Genomic DNA, 20,486 nt, shown 5'->3' on the forward strand with positions numbered 1-20,486 from the left:
CCTTGCCATTGACAAAGGGATACAGTAGAAGATGACTGCCGTTATCGTAAAGGGAAGGTGAGGAGCCTCATCTGCCCACATCCCTTCTGCTTATATCTGTCTTGGCCGAGAAAGGGCCCCGTCCATCATGTATCCCGTCGTGCGCCTCACCAAGACTATACTGAGCGCCAGAGCCCAGTTGAAAAGAGAACGCTTGCCGTTTGAAAAGACGAGCGAGATTACTTTCATCTGCCGCCCTTGGGATCTGGACATGTTCATGGAGATGAACAACGGGCGGGTTCTCACCCTTTATGATCTGGGGCGGTTTGATTATGCCATCCGCACCGGTTTCAGCGATGCCATGAAGAAGCAGAAATGGGGATTGGCCGTAGCCGGGAGTTCGACCCGCTATCGTCGCCGCGTTCGGTTATTCGACAAGGTGACCATGCGCACGAGGGTTGCGGGCATCGAAGGGCGCTGGTTTTACATGGCCCAATCCATGTGGGTTCGGGGGGAGCCGGTGTCATCGGCCCTGTTGCGCACGTGCGTCACGCAAAAGGGGCGCTCGCTTCTCGCCAGCGATGTCATGGCCTCCATTCCCGGAGCGAACGAGAGCGCTGCAGTCCCCGACTGGGTCGCTGCATGGTCTGAGGCTGACCTCTTGCGCCCTTGGCCACCCGAAGAGTGAGTGGCTTGACAACCACACCCAAGAAAAAATGGGAAATTGTTAGGGTAGTTTTGAAATCCCCCCTATGCAAATCAAAACAAAGAGATTACGGGGTGTGGAAATGGTCGCCCTCAACCCAATGCCTGTCTCCAAAGCAGCGCTCTGGTTGTCGACGGGACCAACGGCTCTTCTCGCAGTATCCTGACGCAAACCAGGTGCAGGGATCCATCCACCCGACATTTAGACTATGCAGGCTTGCTCCTGCTACAACGTTCTTCGGATGATCGCCATGGCTCAGATGATCGCTCCCGTCGCGTCGCTTCTCTTTTCAGTTGTCCTGCTTCTGCTAGGCCATGGTCTCCAGATGACCATCGTGCCGCTTGCATCACTGTCCCTTCAGTTTGAAGGCTTCATGATCGGTCTTGCAGCGTCTGCCTACTTCGCTGGCTTTGTTGCAGGTGCCATCATCACGCCGCACGTGGTGGTGAGGGCCGGACATATTCGTGGCTTTGCCGTCATGGTCTCGTCCATGTCGGCTGCTGCGCTGTTGCATCCGTTGGTTACACAGGCCGAAGCCTGGATCCTGTTCCGCTTCATGACTGGCTTCTGCATTTCCGGCCTTTATCTGATCATCGAGAGCTGGCTGAACGAATTCGCCGACAATTCGAACCGCGGCTTGATCATGTCGGTCTATATTGTCGTGAACTATGCTGCCTTCACCTGCGGTCAGCTCATGGCAACCTTGGCCGGGCCGGAGAGTTTTCATCTTTTTGCTATTGCCTCGATCATCATTTCGATGGCCGTGATGCCCGTCGCCATGACGAAAGCGGCTCAGCCAGCTCCGATCGCCATCGTCAAGCTTGATCTGCGCAAGGTTTTCAAGACCTCTCCTGCCGCCATTGTTTCGGCGCTGGTGATTGGTGTGGTGGTGGGCTCTCACATGAGTTTCGCGCCGATTTATGCAGTGGAGAAGGGATATAACTCGATGTCCCAGGCACCCATCTTTGCCGCGATGCTGGGGCTTGGCGGCATGCTCAGCCAATGGCCGATTGGTCGCTTCTCCGACAGGATGGACCGGCGTCTGGTTCTGCTTGTGATCAGCATTCTGGGCATCTTCGCCTCGATCTCGATCACTTTGCTCGATTCTGGGAACTTTTATCTCTTCCTGTTTGTCGGGGCATTGATTGGCGCGGCAACCCAGCCTGCCTATTCGCTCGCTGCTGCGCATGGATACGACCATGCGAATGAAAATGGCTATGTCCGCATGGCGGCAGGCCTTCTGGTGTCTTTCGGCGTTGGGTCATCGATTGGTCCGGTCGTCACCTCGGTGTTGATGCAATATATGGGTGTCGATGCTCTTTTCCTCTTCCCCTGCTTCCTGCTGGCTTTTCTGGTCGCCTATCTGGCGGTGAGGATCGTGCGCAACGACGCCTTGGTTGCCGAAGACAAGGACGACTTCGATTTCGCGTCCACCTCGGCGACCCTCGGTGGTGTTGTCTCTCCCGAACTGCTCAACGAAGAAGACCGCTATGTTGTCGTTCCCGATAGCTGGGAACCGTCCGAAGAAGAGGAAGAGATTTCCTCTGATGAAGACACAGAAGCAGCGGAGGCAGCGGACACTGAGGCTGAGCCGGAAGAGACGGACGAGGCACACGACGCTAAGGACGATGCTTCAGACGGCGCCCCAGTTTCGTCAGAGCAAAAGGTCTCTGCAGAGCAATCAGACGTCACAACAGATGACGAAGGGGCAGACAAGCCAAAAAGCTGATCCGGGTCTCCGTCTCTAGAGGGATCAGTTGGTGCTGCCGAAGTAGGTCGTTGCCTTATCGTCATCGTCCTGCTTGCGAGGAGGCGGAGGGGTTAGCACCCCTTCATAGCGCTTCTCGCGCAGCCATTTGGTGACGAGATCGAAGCTCAGCGGGCGCGAGACGAGGTAACCCTGTACGGAACAATTGGCGATCTGGGATACGGTGCTCAGCTGCTGATGCGTCTCGATGCCTTCGCACACGACCCGCAACTGCATCAACTTGGACATGGACATCACGACCTCAACGATCGCCTGTTGCTTCTCGCAGCTTGAAATGTTGCTCACGAACGACCGGTCGATCTTGATGCCGTCGACGGGCAAGTTCGATAGATGCGAAAGGGACGCATATCCGGTTCCGAAGTCATCCAGCTCGATATGAACGCCTCTTGCCGCCATGGCGCTGACAAGTTCCATGATGTTGGGGTGCTTGTTATCCATCAATGTGCTTTCGAGCAGTTCAACGGCCAGAAGGTCAGGGTTCACACCGTGCCGCTCGACGCTCTCGAAGAAGTCGTCAATGAGAATATTCTTCTTGAGGTGGGACGGAGACAGATTGATCGACAGGCGACCGAAATCGAGCCCTTCATCAATCCATTTTCGCGCAGCAATCATCGCCTTTTCAAAGATCGTGCGACCAAGCGCCGATGCCATGCCATGTTGCTCGACCACGTCCATGAAGAGACCGGGGGGCAATTGGCCCTTTTCGGGATGGTTCCAGCGCAGCAGAGCTTCGATCCCGGTGACGCGTTCGTCTATCGTACTGATTTGTGGTTGGAAATAGAGCTCGAACTGGTCCTGCTCAAGGGCGGTTCGCACGTCGGTTTCGATTTCGATGTCGCTGTCGACCTTCTCCTTCATCTCGGCTGCGAAGAACTGATAGCCGTCGCGTCCCATTTCCTTGGTTTTGTAAAGGGCCAGATCGGCGTAGATCATCAGGGATTCAAGATCAGAAGCATCGTCAGGATACACCGCGACACCGAGGCTCGCTGTTGGCCAAAGAGTGAGCGTGTCAGACTGAACCGGAATGGCCACCAGATCTGTGAGTTCCTGACACAGATCTTCAAGATCGGTCGTGCAGTCAACCTCGACCGTTGCCACGAATTCATCTCCGCCCCAGCGATAGGGATGGAATGTATGCACCTTTTCCGCAAGGAACATCAGGCGCGTCCCGATTTCCTTGAGAAGATGATCGCCGACAGCATGGCCCATCGTGTCATTGACACGTTTGAACCGGTCAAGGTCGATTTGAACGATGGCAAAACGGCGCGGTGTCGTCGCTGACTTGAATTTCTTTTCCAGATCCTGCTGACAGCGTGCGCGGTTCGGAAGGGTGGTAAGCGCATCATAATAGGCGATATGCTGCAGAGCGTCTCGTGTTCGGCGCAATTCCGCCTCTCGTGCCCGGGCTGTCGTGACATCGGCATAGGTGGACAGGATATCGCCATTTGAGAGCTTGCGATCGGTGACAACGAGCTGAGTTCCGTCGTACAGCGCTATTTCGTGCTCGATTTCACCGTTTTCTTCGAGAGATTCGTTGCGCTTGTCGATCAGGGCCTGCGTTTCCCAACCCTCGGCGCGCCAGACCTGTTTCTCCACACAAAGGGTCAGCAACTCGCGCAACAGCAGACCGGGCTTGATGTGCTCGGCGATGGGGCCATTGAAATGCCTGAACGCATCATTGGCCATTACCAGTCTGTCCTTGCAATCCCAGATGACAAAGCCGTTCTTCATCGAATTGATTGAATTGAGCAGATGCGAATTAGTCTTGATCTGCTCGCGCTGGGCAGCAGAAAGATCGCGGGAAGCCTGTTCTGCTTCCTCGCGCTTGAACTTCAGATCCTCGATCATCTGGCTGCGTTCGGTCACATCGATGTGGGAGCTGACAAAACCGCCACCTTCAATCGGCCACCCTTTGATCTCGAGAACCTTGCCATTTGACATTTTCTTCTCCAGCACATGTGGCTGAAGCAAGAAGTCCTGATCGAAAGCCTTGTCAACGAGGTCTTCAACCGTATCTGCGCCAAGCTCATCAAGATCTCCCCGCTCGGCCATCAAACGGAGCAGATCCGTCATGTGACTGCCAACAGGAAATTCCTTTTCCGATATGCTGTTAAGGTCATAGAAAGACGGATTGGCGATCTGCAGCCGGAAATCCGCGTCATAGGCACTGATGGAACCTGGAAAGTTTTCAAAGGTCGCCGACAGGAGACTGTTGTACTCCTTGAGAGCGTTCTCCTGCAGCTTGAGCTCGGTGATGTCGGTGCGGATGGAAATGATTTCTTCGAGCTTTCCGTCCTTGTCGTAGATCGGCATCACAGTTGTTGCAACCCAATAGATGCTGCCGTCCTTGGCGCGGTTTCGGATTTCTCCCGACCAACTCACGCCAAGCACGATCTTCTGATACATGTCCTTGAACAGGCTCTTGTCATGGTAACCCGAGTTCAAGATGCGGTGGTTCTGGCCGACCAACTCGTCCCGGGAGTATTTGGAAATTTCACAAAACTTGTCGTTGGCATAGGTGATGGTGCCGCGGGCGTCGGTGATCGAAACGATGGCGTGGGAGTCGATGCCTGTCTTGTGAGAGGTATGTTTGCGCTCGAGCTTTTCTGCTTTGGTTTGCAGATGGCTCAGCTCTTGGGCGAGCCGCTTGACATGCTTGATCGAAAAATAGAGTCCGATCGACAGAAGCGTCGTCGCTGTTATGAAGATCTGGTTTGAAAAGGACAGGGCGTTTCTTGCGGTCTGGGTGCCTTCCCCAAACGAGAAATAAAGGAGCACGGCATCTCCGGCAAGTATGACAATCAGCAGGCAAAAGGCTATCAAATAGTCACGTTTGTTGCCAGTTCCTTCATGCATCCCGATATCCTCGAACTCTGTCCAAACAGTCCCCGGATGAAATGGCCATCACTCATTTGGCAGCCCTAAAAGTCATCGTCCGAGTATTCCGCTGCTTTCGATCCGTGTCACAACGAAGGTTCAGTGAGCATCACAGAAAAATATTGAAATATATATAAACGCCCCGTGGAAATTGGCAGGAGGGCAGGTCGCGCCCCTCAACAAGCGCCAAGGGGCGCTTTACCGAGCGGCATCGCGGCTCATGAATGAAAAAATCCCGCACTTCTGTTGGGAAATGCGGGATTGAAGAGCTTGTCTGTCTGGGAAACATCTTGAAACAATTGCCCAAAAGGCGTTTCAGGATCGTTTCAGGGGTCAGGCTGCTGTCGCTTCCTGAGTATCCGTGCGATGCTCCCGAACACCTGAGAGGAAGTCAACGATCTGCTGCTCCAGAGAATCCATCTGTTCACAAAGCTCGCGCATGTTGTCAGACATGATGACGGACGATTTGCCATTCTCGCCGGCCAGACCATTGAGGGCTTCCGCATTGTGCGAAACGTCACGGCTCCCCGCAGCTGCAAGTGTGATAGAGCTGGAAATCTCGCCGGTTGCCGTTCCCTGTTCCTCAACCGCAGCAGCAATCGTGCTCGATATAGCCGTCATGCTGTCGATGGTTTTCTTGACCAGCCCGATCGCGTCGACTGCACCGGAAATGTTGTTCTGGATGGAGACGATCTGGCCTGAGATTTCCTCGGTGGCGTTGCCGGTCTGCGAAGCAAGATCCTTGACCTCTGCGGCAACGACGGCAAAGCCTCTGCCGGCTTCACCTGCTCTTGCCGCTTCGATGGTCGCGTTGAGCGCCAGAAGATTGGTCTGTTCCGCGATATCCTGAATGAGACCGACGATCCTGCCGATGGCATCGGATGCCTGCGAAAGTGTGGAGATCACATGAGATGCTTTGTTCACCTCATCCACCGCAGTTTCGGCGACACCACGTGACTCTTCTACCTGAACGGCAATCTCTGAAATCGAGGCTGTCATTTCCTCGGTCGCGCTTGCAACGGTTTCCACGTTGGTGCTCGATTCTTCCATGGCCGAAGAAATCGTTGTCACACGATCGGTGTTTTCCTTGGCGCGATCAGCGAGAAGGCTCATTTCCTGCTCAAGCATCTCAGCCCCTTGCTTGACCTGCGTAAAGATCGAGCCGACCTGCCGGTCGAATGTATCCGCCATCTCAAGCAACATCTTTCGCTGCTGTTCTTCTGCCAGCGCCTTCTGTTCAGCCTGTTGTGCTTCAAGGGTCAGTCGTTCATTCGCGTTGTCGCGGAAAACCAGCAAGGCCTTGCTCATATTCCCGATTTCATCGCGCCGCTTCTGATGCGGAATGGAAATGTCGAGTTGGCCTTCCGCCAGTTGCAGCATCGAATGAACAATTTGGCCAATCGGACGGGTAATGCTGATCGCAAGAAAGACCGAGACGGAGCTGAGCACTGCCAAGATGATCAGGCTGCTGATGAGCAGACTTTTCAGATTTGACCAGTAGATCGCATCGAGATCATCGATGTAAGAGCCGGTTCCGACAACCCAGCCCCAGTCCTTGTGATAGTCGACATACGCCATCTTTGGAACCGGCTGGCTGTTGCCCGGGCGTGGCCAGGAGTAGCGAACGACGCCGCCACCATCGTGGGCAACGTTGACGAACTCCCGCATGAAATAAAGACCGTTGGGATCCTGCTTGTCCGACATGTCAACCCCTTTAAGTTCGGGATCGGTCCCATGCATGACGAAGACCGCGTTGTCGTCATTGATCCAGAAATAGTCGCCGTCATTGTAACGCAGAATCGACAGGGCTTCTTGTGCGCGAGTCTGTGCTTCCTCCACACTCATCTGACCCGCCTTTGCCTGACGATCGAACGACTCAATCGTGGCCATAGCGGTTTCGATCAGATGTTTGAGTTCCAGACTTTTCGAGCGCTCGAGATCCTCTCTGCTGAAAAAACTGCTTTGCACAGTGAGAACACCGATCCCCAAAATGGACACAAGAACGATGAAATAGATTTTCGCTGACAGACCATGAAGCCATGCCGGAAAAATTGAACGTTTTTTGGATGTCATTAGAATTGCCTCTTGAGCCTTAGTACGGGCTGTGGCCAGCATAGCGTATGGAGAAACAACCATGGATTGTTTTTATTAGTATTCTATAACAATCTTAATGAATGCTAAAACATTAGCATCTTCTAAGAAGGGAATCTTCAATGTATGTAAATATACTTATAGTAGATTATTGGGTATGCAATACTTGCATAATGTGGTCGTGTATTGAGTGTAAGAAGGTTTTTTTGGATCTTTCCAGCAAGAATACAATGAAAATAAAATGCGTTATATTCGAAATTTGGAGATTTATATGATCATAAAATTTATAAAAAATGATAGTATATTGAACTGATGATTTATCAATATTTATTGATCTATTTTAATTCGAAGAACGAATTTATAACGACTTTTCATCTATGCACCAATAAAGTGCGTATCGATGTCATGTCTAGCCAAGCATGTTGGGAGATGATAATAACAACAATTCAATTCATCCACCGGTGCCGTATTCTCGTTTCCCCGGTTCATCCGATTTAGACATTTCAGTCCCGATCATTAACGCAAACAGCTGCTCGCGTTGTCAGCGTGCAATGGTTTTGGGCTCTACTTTTTTGGAGCACTTCAAGTGACCCAGCAGACCACGGTCAATCCTCCGTCGGAGGCGCAAACGCCGAACGAAACTGACAAGGATCAGGCGCAGCCGAACATGCCCTTTGCAGAATTCATCATCTTGATGGCGCTATTGATGTCACTTCCAGCCCTCAGCACCGATGCGATTCTGCCCTCTCTGGATCAAGTGGGCAGGGAGCTGGGCCATACCGTTCCTCAGGACCTGCAAAAGGTCATCACGACGCTGTTTGCCGGTCTGGCGATTGGCCAGCTGTTCTATGGCCCCCTGTCTGATCAGCTTGGTCGCAAGAAGACCATTTTCATCGGTATGGCGATCTTCATTGCTGGCAACATTCTTGCGATGGTCTCCACCTCGTTTGAAACGCTGATGCTCGGGCGGTTCCTGCAAGGCATCGGTGTTGCCGGACCGCGCATCGTGTTGATCGCGCTGGTGCGGGATCTGTTTGTCGGGCGTGCGATGGCGCGGGTGATGTCCTTTGTCATGGGCGTGTTCATTTTTGTTCCCGTCATAGCGCCGATCCTCGGACAGGTGGTGGCGCAAATCGCTGGCTGGCGATCGCTGTTTTTGTTTTTCATGCTTTTGTCGACCATCGGAGGCGTTTGGCTCTTGGTCCGGCAGAAGGAAACCCTGCCCCCATCACGCCGGATCAAGATCTCGCCAGCATCGCTCTGGAATGGCACACGCACGGTCTTCACCACCGTCAGCTGTTTGGGTTACATGATTGGCGCTGGCATCGTTATGGGGCCATTCGTCCTTTACATCAGTATTGCACAGCACCTGTTCCAGTCCACCTACGGTCTTGGTGAGAATTTCCCATACTTCTTTGCCGGTTTGGCTCTGTCGATCGGCGTCGCCTCGTTTGCCAACAGCCGGCTGGCGGTTCACTTCGGCATGCGCCGCGTCGCCAAGACGGCGGTAACAGCCCTGATTATACTGGCTGCCATATCGCTTGCCGTATCTTACCCCTACGGATTTGTTCCACCACTCTGGCTCTTCGTTGCCATGTTCTGCCCCATGTTCTTCTGCATTGGCCTGATGTTCGGCAACATGAACTCGCTGGCCATGGAAGAAGTCGGGCATGTCGCCGGTATGGCATCCGCGTGGGTCGGTGCCATCTCGACCTTCATTGCCATGGGGATCGCGACGGGCCTCGGGCTGATTTATGACGGCTCCATTCTGGCACTCGCCGGTGCTTTTGTTTTTTGTGGCCTCGCGTCGGTCACGGTGATCACGGTGACCGAAAAGCTGCGTCCCAAGACGGAAGCGGCAAACCGTTCCTAGGCACTGATTCCAACCAAAACCCGTGCTATGGTTGCCTGAGACCTACGCCCAAGGCGGTATTGCTCACGAAATGGCCGCAATCGGCTGAATAGGTCTTTCAGCCGCTCGACGCGAGCTTACGGATCAGGACAATGCCGCCATAACACGGAACGCCATGACACGGAACGCCATGACACGGAACGCAAGCACATCCTCAGACCAGCGACGGTTGAACAGCATATCTCTCGACCGTCATCTCCTCGACGAGTTGGCGCTGAAGGGCGTGATTTCGCCGGACCTACGTCAAGCATCCCTCGATTGGCTGCATCCGTCTCGGGCGTGGGCCCAGTGGGCGATGGTGTTGATGCTGGCTTTCGGCACCGGGCTTATCCTTGCTGGCATTGTGTTCTTCTTCGCATTCAACTGGGCCTCCATTCCCGATCTGGCAAAGCTGGGAATGATCGAGGCCGGTTTGATCGCTGCGGCCCTTGGCGCCTGGTTCATAACGCTCAAACGGCTGAGCGGACAATTGCTGCTGCTTGTGGCCTCAACGCTCGTTGGCGTGTTTCTGGCAACGTTCGGGCAGATCTATCAAAGTGGCGCGGACCCATGGCAATTGTTCGCGCTTTGGGCTCTGCTGATCACGCCATGGACACTCCTGTCCCGCTTTTCCGCTCTCTGGCTTATATGGTGGGCGCTGATCAACATCGCTCTGATGTTGTGGTGGGACGAAGCATTGGGCAGCAATTCCGCCCTTGATGCCTACCTTTCCTTTACGTTCAGCCTGTTGAACGGCAGCGCACTTGTCCTGAGAGAGGGGATCGTGCGCTTAAGCGCGAAACGGGGAGGGGAAACGAACCAATGGCTCGGTCCGGTCTGGACCCGCTGGCTTCTGGTCGCAGCGACCCTTGGATGTCTCTTCCCGTTGCTGATCGAGTTTGTCTCCGCCGTGGCATCGGGGGAGGGTGTCTCCGGCTTGGTTGGCCCTGTCGGCTGCGTGCTCCTTGCCGGGGCCTATCTCTATTTCCGCTATGTGGATCTCGATATTCCGGTGCTTGCCATGGCACTACTCGTTGCCTGTTTGCTGTTCCTGGTCGGCCTCGCTGTCTTTCTTGACAACCACGAGGCTGATGCGCTGATTACCACGCTTCTGACAGGCATCGCTGCCATTGGGTCCTTTGGCGCGGCCGCCGGATATCTGCGCAAACTTCTGCAGCTTGTATCTGAAGTGGAACCCACTGAAATCGAAGCAATGAACGGGGAGCAGCACGGTGACTGATACCCCGATCAAAAAGGAGCCCACAGCAACGAAGAAACACGCCCCGCTCATCGAGGAGGGCTACCGCTGGATGCTCGAGGCACCGAAGGTTCCTCAGTGGCTGGACCATGTGCGCAAGGACTTCTCGTTGACGGCGGAGGACGCGGCCGCGATAAAGACCGAAATTCTTGCCATTGAAGATCGCGCTCATGCAGAGGCGCCGCTCTATCTCAGAGCGCTCAGCGGCATTGGTGCGATTGTCTCGGGACTTCTGTTCCTTTATCTACTTTATCTGTTTGGTCTGTTCAAACTCAATGACGCCAGTCTGATCGGCAATGGCCTGCTTTTGATGCTGGTTGCGATGGGGCTATACCGGTCCGGCATCAAGAAACTCGGACTGGCGCAGGATTTTATGGTCCAGACCGCGCTCACTCTGCTGCAAGCGGGCAAGGTGGCACTGATCTCCGGTCTCGTTCAGATGACCGATACCCTGTTCAATCTGTCATGGACCTGGCCGGTGGCGGCCATTCTGGGGCTTGTGGCGATCCTGTCCTTTCTGCTTTTCCCTTCGTCGCTCGAGCGCTTCGTGGCGGGGATCACCTTTCTGATGTCCTTTTGGATCTGTCTGCTGATTGACGGGCCGGAGGGAGGGCGCGCCTTTGCCTTCACCGCTCTGGTCGCAGCGCATCTTCTCGCATTAGCTGCGTTTCTAGCCTATCCGTGGGTCCGCAAAGCGCTCACCAGCCTGTTTGACGCGCTGATCGTCTCGCTTTGTGCCGGTGTTGGCATCGTGTCGACCTTCGTCAAGATGCACGGCCTGAAGCAGGTCGATCTTGATGTTGTCGATCTGTCGATCGATATGAGCGGGTTCGCACAGAAATGGCCCATTCAGATCCTGCTCACGCTTGCTTTGTTCGCCCTGATCCGCTGGATCGCCGGGCGACAAACGGCCTGGCGGTCCGAACCGATCCTGATCGCCTTTGCCGGGGTTGTTCTTCTGGGCCTTGTTGCCGATCCTGCAATCCTTCTGGCTCTGGCTCTGATGATCGCTGGCTATGCCACGCACCGGCCCGTTCATTCGCTGCTGGGGCTTTTGTTAGCGCTCGGCTTTGGTTGCTACTATTATTATGCTCTGGATATTACGCTTTTGCAGAAGTCTGTTGTTCTCATCCTGTCGGGCATTGTCTTCCTGTTCGGTGCGGCCATCGTTTACGCGAAGGGCTGGCATCTGTCGGCGGTGAAGAACCCCACGGTGACAGGGCCCCTGTCCAATGGAGATGCAGACCATGCCTAGTCGGCTTATCCTCATCGCGCTGCTGCCGATCCTCGTCGTTTTCAACTATGCCATTTTCAGCAAGGAAACCCTCAGGAACAATGGTGAGTTGATCTTCTTGGAGCTCGCGCCCGTTGATCCGCGCTCGTTGATGCAAGGGGATTACATGCGCCTGAACTACAAGATCGCACAAGAAGCGGGAAGCCGGCTGAACGCGCTGAGAGATGAGGGCGGCGGTGCAGCAGAGGCTGCCGAAGACGCCTCTCAACTGGTGCTGCGCATCGATGGCAACAAGGTGGCACATTTCAACCGTTTTCACCGCTCGGACGTGGCGCTCGAAAGCAATGAGCGTCTGTTTGCCTTTCGCGTCGATCCCGGAAACTCTGTGCGACCTGTGGCTTTGCATCCCGACAGTTTTTTCTTTCAGGAAGGCCACGCAAGCGCCTTTGAGCGGGCGCAGTATGGGCGCATGCGGATCAACGAGAGCGGCGACCATATCCTTGTTGGCTTAGCTGATTCCCAGAGGGTCGAAATCCGCCCTCAGCCATGAACGCCCCCACGGGAATTCCATGCAATAATGCCAATCGCTGCACATTCGGTTGATACTTGCGTGTTTGTGCTTATGGGCAATCTAAAACAAATCAGCATTTGCCGCCGTTGCGTTGTGATTATTAACGGGCGGCTAACCTGAACCTCGTTACTCTTGGACCGGTTGTTTCGAGGTCTCTGATAGTTGTACTGTGGTCTTTGCAATAGCCGTCATACTGTAACATTCAAGAGAATCCCATGCTCGAACTGGCTCAATTCCTCATGTCGATGACAGGCTTCGGTTTGCCTTTGGGCATACTGTTGCTGATGTCCGGCCGAGTGAAAGCTCGCAACGAGTTGGACACGATCACGCGCGTCGTCGCCGGTTTCTGCATTGGGCTTGTATGTTATTGGCTGATCGGTTACTCGCTTATCAGTGGCAGGAGCGTCGCGGGCCTCTTCGGCCTTGGCTTTGGATTGTTTGGGCAGATCGATGTTGATTTCAACATGAACGATTTGCCTCTTCTTCTGCTCTATACGATCCCTTGCATCCTCGCCACGGCTTCGCTGTCCGAACGTGGCAACTTCATCGGAAGCAATGCTCTGGTCGGGGTTGCCGCACTTTTTATTGTCCCACTCGTGACCCACTGGGTGCGATCGAATGGGACCGGTCACGCCGGCTGGATCTCTGGCTTGGGATTCAACGATCAGACTGGCGCCGAGGCCATCTTCGTCTCTGCCGGGGCTGTTGGGTTGGCCGCCAGCGCCGCCATTGGTCCTCGCAGAGGGCGCTTCCCGCTCCATTCCGGACGCCCCCGCGGCCATAGCCCCACGATGCATGCGCTTGGCGTGATTGTCATGATCTTTGGCACAGCCGGTCTGAGCATCGCTCAGGTTTCTAATCTCGACGCCATGCCTGACGTTCTGTTCAAGGTTCTCTTGGGGGCGAGCTTCGCCGTGGTGTCCGCCATGATCTTGCTGATGTCCCAGCGCGAAAAGGGAGCGGCGATGGATGTCATGGCTGCCGCACTCGCTGGTGCCATCGCGCTGGTTGCCTTTGCGCCGTACGTCACCGCAGCAAATGCAGCCCTGATTGGCTTGTTTGCAGGAACGGTCTGTATCGGTCTGCGGCGCATTCTGATGGTCATCGAGGTTGACGATCCGGGAGATCTGATTGCAACGTTCCTCGCTGGCGGCCTCATAGGTGGCCTTCTCTCGCCAGTGCTCCAGATGAGCCGGAGTGCAAACCTGACTGAGCTTATGATTGCCCAACTAATTGGCATATTTGCGATTTCAGCCTGGTCATTTGGCATAACCTATGCCGCAGCTCGGGTTCTCGATTTCTACGGCAGACTGAGGGTTAGTGAATTTGACGAAGCGCGCGGCCTCTCACGGGCGCAATTCGGCATTCAGAGTGAAATGGACTTTTTTCTGTCCCAAATGGGCCGCCGCGGCAGTGTGTCGATGCAGGAGGCTGAAAGCGATAGTGAACAAAGCTCGCAGTTGGCACAGATCTTCGGTCAGGCGGTGGTGCGAACGCGCAATGAAGCCCATCGGGCAGTTGATCGCATTCAGAGCGCGACCGGTAACAGCAAAGAAAATGCCGCGATGACGTCCCGGATCCGGTTTGCCGAGGATACCCTGAAAGTGAAAGCAGAAGATATCATGCTGTTGCTGGACGGGACCCTCAACAGCGAGAGTACTGCGATCAACGGCGTTGAATTCCGCGTCTGGCTTGAGGAAGCCATGGAGATATTGCTTCAACCAGCTCTTCAGGATCTTGAGCAGTTCTGCCGCCATATGCCCTTGCAGGCCGAATTCAACGAAATCGAAAATCTGGTCGTCGCGGCAACGAGCTCGGTCACACGCACCGCTCACCAGCTCGAGTTGCTTCATGATTTCTCGGATGCGCAAATCAAGGGGTTCTATTCCCGCGATCACAGCTGCGACCTTGCCAGTTTGCTCAAGGAACAATCCTCGTTTCTCAAAACCCTAGCTGAAGTGCGCAACAGCCCGATCCAGATCGATTGCACAGACGACTCAGGCCTGATGGTCAATGGCGATGCCAATGCCTTCTCGCGCATCATCTCACTTGCGGTCGAGGGGGCTTTGGCACGGCTTCTGGGAGAAGAGGGACAGCCGGTTCGCGTCGAATTGCGCAAGCACAGTTCAGGTCAGCATATCGTGTTCGAGTGTCTGGACACGGGCACGGCTCTGTCGGCACGCCAAATCCGGACGATCACCAACCCCTTGCACATCGAGTCGCAATTAAGCGAGATCGGTTTGCGGCAAATCCTGCCGTTGATGCTGGTGGGCCAACTTGTTGAAGCGATCGGCGGGGAAATGACCCTGTCGAGTGAACAAGGTCTTGGAACCCTGATGCATTGCCGGTTTCGGATGGCGTCAACGCAGCGCACCAAAACGGATTGATGAGCTGTCATGCTCCAGGTCGGCCTAGTGAAGCGTTCCCTTGGAAACTGGTGTCCATTCAGGATTGATCTGGCTGAGCGTCTGTTCAAGAAGGCTGCCTACAGAGCTTGATGCATCAAGTTCGATCCAGCGGGTCCAGTCCCGGCTGAGCTCGGTTCTGCGGAGAATCGGCAACACTGCCTCTGAGGTGCCAAGCTCGACACGGTCACACCCTGATGATGCGCTCTGCAATTCCAACTCTTCAAGCGCTCCTGCCTTTGGGGCAAGTTCTGCACCATGCCGATGGTCTCGCGAGGTATCGAACAGATGAAAGGCCTGAAGCAACACCGAGGTTGGGATCTTGTGATCAAGCTCGGTCAATATCTCTCGGCTTTCCGGGCTGTCGAACCGTCCTTCCAGGACCACTGAATATCCGGTCTCAAGGGCAATCAGTGCCTTCTCGGCCATTCTGCGATAAACCAACCGCCAAACCGACTTGCGATGGGCCGATTGGGGCAGCATGGACGGTGACGCCACCGCATGCAGAGACAGGATCTCCTGATCTGCCGATAGATAGACCGCGCCCGGCAGGCGCCCGATGACCGGAGCAAGCAACCGTGCAAGGTTGGATCGGTTTGCATGGGTGCTGCCGCCAATGACCACCAGTGCTGCTTCATCCTGCAAGAGACTCTCGCGCGCCGTCGTCACATATCCCTTGAGCGCACGGGGTTTCATGCCGCCGTCGGTTTCATGCAATGGTCGGGTGGTCAAGGCGGCACTCAGCCGTTTCGCCCTGTCCGTGGCGCGCATGAAGATATAAAGATCCAGCACCTTCAATCCGTTGAGCGCATCGCTGTCGACCTGATTGTTGCAATAGTGCGAAAAAACCCAATTCGCCTGACGATGCAAACCACGCGACCACAATTCGGCGATCAGAGAAGCGAGGTCATAGAAGGGGTCACCATGCCACTTGCGCACCTGATTGGCTTTTGAGCTGACCAGTGGATGGATAAGCCGCAGGCCCTTGGATGTCTCCACCACGTTGCTCAGGCCCAGATTGCCATGAATGGGATGGAACTGGCCGTGCTGGCAGCGTTCCTGCAACCCTTGTGAGGCGCGCTCAAGCAATTCCGAGGCCCGATTGAGACAGGCTCTGAGAGTGGTGTTTTTTGCATCTCTATCAAGTGCGCGAACCAGCGGCGAGAAGCTGCCGATCATCTCCTCCAGATGCCGCAGCCAGCTGCGGGCGGATCGGCGCTTCTGCCGTCTGGTCTGGCTGGGCGCGATCAGATCGGCCAGCCGATTGCATTCGTCGAAATTGGGCTGATAGATTTCCACCCGCTTGTCATAGCACTTGGAGAAATCATACCGCTGCATCATGATCAGCCAGTCGACGATTGGAGCCTCTGATGCCATGCGTGCGACATCGGTCGATCTCTCTTCGCTTGCCGTCAGAGGCAGGTCCAGAAACAGCTGATTATGGAGACATCGCACCGGTACAAGCCCGAGATAAAGCTCCGGGGCAAAGGCACTTCCCAGCCGCATTTCCTCTTTAGCCAGTTGATGGCGCTGTTCAAGTGTGAAGGCTTCGCTTTGTCCCAGAGGTACGTCGCGCTGCAGTTTGTAGCAATGGCCGCCGGCCATGAACAGCACCGAAGACATCATGTCGATCCGATCGACCGGATCGGTCTCGCCATAACTGCGCGGCTCAGTCAGAAAGGCAACGACAGCGCGCTGTTCATCGCTCACAGACAGCGGCAGACCGCTGTGCGTTGCTGTAAGCGCGTGATCCTGGTCCAGAGAATCGAACGGCTCTTTGGCCGGGATTTGGTAACTGAGGGATTCCATCTGTCCGCTTCCGAAGAATGCAGTGGTGAAACTTTGCACCACGCCCGAGCTGAAGGCAGTTAACACGAACTGACTGCGGCCAATCATGCGCTAACAATGCCGACAGGAAGCGTCTTTTGCATTGAGGGATGTCAAGATACGTAACCTCCCATACAGCTTCTTTAAACGATTCAATGTGGGCGAATTTTATACGCAAAAACAATACGCTAGGGCTATTTGACTGCGAGCTTGGATTAAAGTTGTATTCTTGACGTGAAGCAATCGAAGGTAATTGGGGCTATTCTTCGGGAGCATCGTGCGAATAAGGAAACTTGCGAGTCGCGATCCAGCCGGGGGTGCGGTGCATCAGATCGGGCGTAACGTGTATTGGGGTCAAGCGGTTGCTGGCTTTCTGGACGCAACTGGCAGGCCTGATTGCAGGTCGAACACCCAGACAAGGAAAGCGCAGGGAGGAAACATGTCCAACATTATCATGAAAAAAGTGCGGCTTAATCTGGCGCGCGATGCTGAGCATCCGAACGGCAGCGCCCAACACGGCTATGAGTTTGTTGCGCCGCTTGATGCCGAAGGCCACATTGACGCGGCAACCTGGCGGGAGCATCGAAAGGACTGTCGGGTTCACCGGTTCTGGCAGGGGGAGACCGACGAGCATGGCCATCTCATCCATCGGCCCGGAGGCAGTTGGGCCTTTACCTATGATATCGAAGGTGAAGACGACGTCGAGGCCGGCTATCGTTTTGGTCAGCACCCCTTCAGGCCGGGCGAATATGTCTCGATCAAGGATGAAGACGGCGATCTCTACACTTTTCAAGTCGTCACCGTGGAGCCGATTTGACAGCACAACTTTTGGTCGGTGCTGACGAGATCAACGATTGGAATCATGTTAAGCTGATGGGGCATGTCAGGAAGCGCATTCATGACGACTGGAGAGAACCGGTTTGTTCGCAAAAGCGCGTTCCTGGTTGCTGATCGCTCGGAACAGGATAGGGCAAAAAGCAAAAGTTCCGACTGGCTGCAACAGGAAACCAGCATTGAGATGCGGCGGTCTCTCTGCCCCGTAACACTGACATCACAGGAGCGCGAATCCCCCCGGTTCGCGGTCCTGCTTTATGGAATCCACGTTCATGCTTTGATGGCGGCTAGATCAGATCCGCAATCTTGCGGCCGATCTCAGGCACCTTGAACACCATATGCACCAGATCAGGGTCATCCGGGTCCGTCCGGGTTTCAAAGCCGAGGGCTTCACACATCTGGCGCATGGTCTTGTTGGAGCGCAGGACCTCTCCGGCCACTTCGCGAAAACCGTCCTTTTCGGCAAATTGCAGGATGAGCTTCATCATGATCCAGCCAAGACCCAATCCCTTGAGATCCGAACGCACCATCACGGCATACTCACCCGTTTCATGATTGCCATCCCCCATCAAGCGGACCGAGGCCAGCATTTCACCGCTCATGGGGTCCACCGCGATGAAGGCCATGGAACGGGCATAATCGATTTGCGTTAACCGGGAGATGAAGGCGTGGGTCATGGTGCGCGCCGCCGAGAAGAAACGCAGCCGCATGTCTTCATCCGTGACATGATCGAAAAAGCCCGGAAACAGCGCCTCGTCTTCGGGTTTCATGGGTCTGATGAAGACCGTGCGGCCATTCTTGAGCTCGCGCACCTGTTCCCAGTCGTGCGGGTAGGGTTTGACGGCAAACCGATTGTGCGGATGGATGCCCTCGGGCACCTTGATCACTTCAACACGGGCATCGGCAATGACAAAGCCACCGGCATCGGCCAACAGGGGATTGAAATCGAGTTCAGCGATTTCGGGGAAGTCCGCGACCATCCGGCTCATCTTAACGAGGATTTGCGCAAGGGCCGCGCGATCACAAGCAGGCGTGTCCCTATAGCCTTCGAGGCGGCGGTTGACGCGTGTCTTCTCGATCATGCGGAGCGCCGAGAGGGGATCGAGCGGAGGCAGTGCCATGGCCTTGTCCCGGATCACCTCGACCGCAGTACCGCCGCGCCCGAAGACCATCACCGGCCCGAAAATCGGATCTACGTTCATGCCGGCGAACAGTTCGATGGAATGGGGCTTCCTGACCATGGGGTGAACCGTCACGCCGTCAATCACGGCCTCGGGGTTGGCCTCCCGTGCCCGGGTCATGACCTGTTGTGCCGCCGTGGCAACGGCTCCGGTGTTGCCAAGGTGAAGCACGACGCCGCCGATGTCGGATTTATAGAGAATATCGGGACTGTCAATCTTGACCACGGCGGAGCCATAACGAGCGATGAGGGGGGCTGCCTTCTGGGCCGCTTCAACCGCCGTTGGAGCGGCATAGGAGGGGGCGATGGGAATGTCATACGCTTCGAGAAGCTTGGTCACGGCCACTGCATTCAACCGGTGTTGACTATCATGCAGAGCGTCATCGATCACCGTCCGTGCCGCTTCGTAATCGGGCTGAAAATCGCCGATGGCAGGTGGCATGCGCATCAACTGATCCTGCGCCTCCATGTAGCGCACCACGTAGGAAAATCCCCTGAGGGCATCAGCGGGCGTTGGATAGTGTGGGATACCAGCAGCCTCGAACATCCGATTGACGGTTTCGCCTCCGCCCAGCCATGCCGCAAACACCGGAATGCGCCGTTTGCCCGCCTTCTTGCGTTCCTCGATCACGTCGATGATGGCCTTGGCTGCCTCTTCGCCGGTGGCAAGCGCGGTCGGGCAGGTCATGACTAGGATCGCGTGGCTGTTGCGGTCTTCCATGAGGATATCAAGCGCATCCTTGTAGCGCTGCGGGCCAGAATCCACCACGATGTTGACCGGGTTGCTGCGAGACCAGCTGGCTGGCAGAATGGCGTCGAGTTTGTCAATCGTGCTGTCTTCAAGCGTGGCCAATGAGCCGCCGTGATCAATCAGATCATCCACGGCAAGAACACCGATGCCGGCGCTGTTGGTCATCACCGTAAGCTTGGAGCCATTGAGCTTGCGCACATGCGTGAGGGTCTCGACGGCGGCAAAGAACTCGTCGAGGTCATGCACCCGCAGCAGCCCCGTGCGCTCGAACGCGGCATCATAGGCCGCGTCGGCACCGACCAGTTTGTTGTTGCGCGAGGCAAAGGCCGATGCGCCCTCTGCGTGGCGTCCCGACTTGATCAGGACCACCGGCTTTGTGCGGGCGGCCGCACGGGCTGACGACATGAATTTGCGTGCGTTGATGATGGTCTCCACATAAAGCAGGATCGCCCGTGTGTGCGGGTCCATGGCAAAGTGGTCCATCATGTCGGCAAAATCGACATCAGCCTTGTCGCCAAGGGAAATGAGGCCAGAAAATCCGATGTTGTTGTGGCTGGCCCAATCCGCAACCGAGGCCGTGATCGCTCCCGATTGGGAAATCAGCGCAAGATCGCCTGAAAGTGCCGAGACATGGCAATAGGACGCATTGAGACCATGGCGCGGGGACTGGATACCCATGCAGTTGGGACCGATCAGTCGCACCTTGTGATCTGCCGCCGCATCCATGGTTTCGCGTTTCTGTTTGTCGTCAAGCCCGCCCATCTCCGTGGTGATCACCACGGCGCCCCGGCAGCCTTTCTCGCCCAAGGCCTTGATGGCGGGCGCAACTTTGTCCGGCGCAAGGGCAACAATGGCCAGATCGGGCTTGATCTCCAACGCATCAACAGACGTGAGCACCGCCAAACCCTCGATCTCCCCCCCGTCCGGGTGGATCAGATACACCTTGTCGCGATATTTGCCGCTGAGAAGATTGCGCGTAACCGCCTGTCCGATGGTTCCCTCCGCTGCCGAGGCACCGACGACGATGACGTTGCGGGGCCTGAAAAAGACGTCGAGATGGTAGCTGCTCATGATCCCCTCATTCGCTGTAAGTCCATGTAAGCCCACGGAAGCC

The 20,486-nt window shown here is 55.5% G+C and carries 12 protein-coding genes; 8 read left to right on the forward strand and 4 right to left on the reverse strand.

The genetic code is table 11. From position 1 onward, the window contains the following. Positions 1-193 precede the first annotated feature (193 nt). Both CPH65_RS11255 and CPH65_RS11260 read left to right on the forward strand, forming a co-directional pair. A complete protein-coding gene (locus CPH65_RS11255; RefSeq protein WP_244574596.1) occupies positions 194-667 on the forward strand; it encodes an acyl-CoA thioesterase in 474 nt (157 codons plus the stop codon). A gap of 268 nt (positions 668-935) precedes the next feature. Further along, positions 936-2,414 carry an MFS transporter gene (locus CPH65_RS11260; protein WP_157747636.1) on the forward strand — a complete coding sequence of 493 codons (1,479 nt, stop codon included), beginning with the start codon at positions 936-938 and terminating at the stop codon, positions 2,412-2,414. A gap of 24 nt (positions 2,415-2,438) precedes the next feature. Here the strand turns inward: CPH65_RS11260 and CPH65_RS11265 are convergent, their stop codons facing one another. Together CPH65_RS11265 and CPH65_RS11270 are read right to left on the reverse strand one after the other, a co-directional pair. Next, a complete protein-coding gene (locus CPH65_RS11265) occupies positions 2,439-5,309 on the reverse strand; it encodes an EAL domain-containing protein (protein WP_096173554.1) in 2,871 nt (956 codons plus the stop codon). Between the two features lie 354 nt (positions 5,310-5,663). Next, on the reverse strand, positions 5,664-7,403 hold the full coding sequence (locus CPH65_RS11270; RefSeq protein ID WP_172891506.1) for a methyl-accepting chemotaxis protein: 1,740 nt from the start codon (positions 7,401-7,403) through the stop codon (positions 5,664-5,666). A gap of 604 nt (positions 7,404-8,007) precedes the next feature. Between CPH65_RS11270 and CPH65_RS11275 the strand changes: the two genes are divergently transcribed. The 5 genes from CPH65_RS11275 to CPH65_RS11295 all read left to right on the forward strand — a co-directional run bounded on the left by CPH65_RS11275 (position 8,008) and on the right by CPH65_RS11295 (position 14,762). Next, positions 8,008-9,294, forward strand: a complete 1,287-nt coding sequence (locus tag CPH65_RS11275; RefSeq protein ID WP_096173556.1) for a multidrug effflux MFS transporter — start codon at positions 8,008-8,010, stop codon at positions 9,292-9,294. A gap of 169 nt (positions 9,295-9,463) precedes the next feature. Further along, positions 9,464-10,552 (forward strand): DUF2157 domain-containing protein, encoded by a 1,089-nt coding sequence (locus tag CPH65_RS11280; RefSeq protein WP_157747637.1) that lies wholly within the window; start codon positions 9,464-9,466, stop codon positions 10,550-10,552. Then, on the forward strand, positions 10,545-11,825 hold the full coding sequence (locus CPH65_RS11285) for a DUF4401 domain-containing protein (protein WP_096173558.1): 1,281 nt from the start codon (positions 10,545-10,547) through the stop codon (positions 11,823-11,825). Before CPH65_RS11280 ends, CPH65_RS11285 begins: the two co-directional genes overlap by 8 nt. Then, positions 11,818-12,354: a GDYXXLXY domain-containing protein gene (locus CPH65_RS11290; RefSeq protein WP_157747638.1), complete on the forward strand. Its 537-nt coding sequence runs from the start codon at positions 11,818-11,820 to the stop codon at positions 12,352-12,354. The genes CPH65_RS11285 and CPH65_RS11290 overlap by 8 nt, the downstream gene beginning before the upstream one ends. Before the next feature lie 236 nt (positions 12,355-12,590). Beyond that, positions 12,591-14,762 carry a hypothetical protein gene (locus tag CPH65_RS11295; RefSeq protein ID WP_096173560.1) on the forward strand — a complete coding sequence of 724 codons (2,172 nt, stop codon included), beginning with the start codon at positions 12,591-12,593 and terminating at the stop codon, positions 14,760-14,762. 24 nt (positions 14,763-14,786) lie between these two features. Here CPH65_RS11295 and CPH65_RS11300 read toward each other — a convergent pair whose 3' ends face one another. Then, positions 14,787-16,589, reverse strand: a complete 1,803-nt coding sequence (locus tag CPH65_RS11300; protein ID WP_157747639.1) for a hypothetical protein — start codon at positions 16,587-16,589, stop codon at positions 14,787-14,789. A 457-nt stretch (positions 16,590-17,046) separates the two neighbouring features. Here CPH65_RS11300 and CPH65_RS11305 point away from each other — a divergent pair, with 457 nt between their 5' ends. Next, entirely contained in the window at positions 17,047-17,424 is a 378-nt protein-coding gene (locus CPH65_RS11305) for a hypothetical protein (RefSeq protein WP_096173562.1), read from the forward strand. Positions 17,425-17,728: 304 nt separating this feature from the next. Here the strand turns inward: CPH65_RS11305 and CPH65_RS11310 are convergent, their stop codons facing one another. Next, positions 17,729-20,443, reverse strand: coding sequence for an acetate--CoA ligase family protein (locus CPH65_RS11310; protein ID WP_096173563.1), 2,715 nt, complete (start codon positions 20,441-20,443; stop codon positions 17,729-17,731). Between the last annotated feature and the right edge of the window lie 43 nt (positions 20,444-20,486).

Origin of the sequence: Cohaesibacter sp. ES.047 (assembly GCF_900215505.1) — a bacterium.
In the GTDB taxonomy this organism is placed as follows: Bacteria; Pseudomonadota; Alphaproteobacteria; order Rhizobiales; family Cohaesibacteraceae; genus Cohaesibacter.

What these genes read in the sequence shown, in the direction of transcription:
- CPH65_RS11260 (WP_157747636.1), top strand. Translation starts at nt 936, where the DNA reads ATGGCTCAGATGATCGCTCCCGTCGCGTCGCTTCTCTTTTCAGTTGTC.
- CPH65_RS11265 (WP_096173554.1), bottom strand. Translation starts at nt 5,309, where the DNA reads ATGCATGAAGGAACTGGCAACAAACGTGACTATTTGATAGCCTTTTGC.
- CPH65_RS11270 (WP_172891506.1), bottom strand. Translation starts at nt 7,403, where the DNA reads ATGACATCCAAAAAACGTTCAATTTTTCCGGCATGGCTTCATGGTCTG.
- CPH65_RS11280 (WP_157747637.1), top strand. Translation starts at nt 9,464, where the DNA reads ATGACACGGAACGCAAGCACATCCTCAGACCAGCGACGGTTGAACAGC.
- CPH65_RS11290 (WP_157747638.1), top strand. Translation starts at nt 11,818, where the DNA reads ATGCCTAGTCGGCTTATCCTCATCGCGCTGCTGCCGATCCTCGTCGTT.
- CPH65_RS11295 (WP_096173560.1), top strand. Translation starts at nt 12,591, where the DNA reads ATGCTCGAACTGGCTCAATTCCTCATGTCGATGACAGGCTTCGGTTTG.
- CPH65_RS11300 (WP_157747639.1), bottom strand. Translation starts at nt 16,589, where the DNA reads ATGGAATCCCTCAGTTACCAAATCCCGGCCAAAGAGCCGTTCGATTCT.
- CPH65_RS11305 (WP_096173562.1), top strand. Translation starts at nt 17,047, where the DNA reads ATGTCCAACATTATCATGAAAAAAGTGCGGCTTAATCTGGCGCGCGAT.
- CPH65_RS11310 (WP_096173563.1), bottom strand. Translation starts at nt 20,443, where the DNA reads ATGAGCAGCTACCATCTCGACGTCTTTTTCAGGCCCCGCAACGTCATC.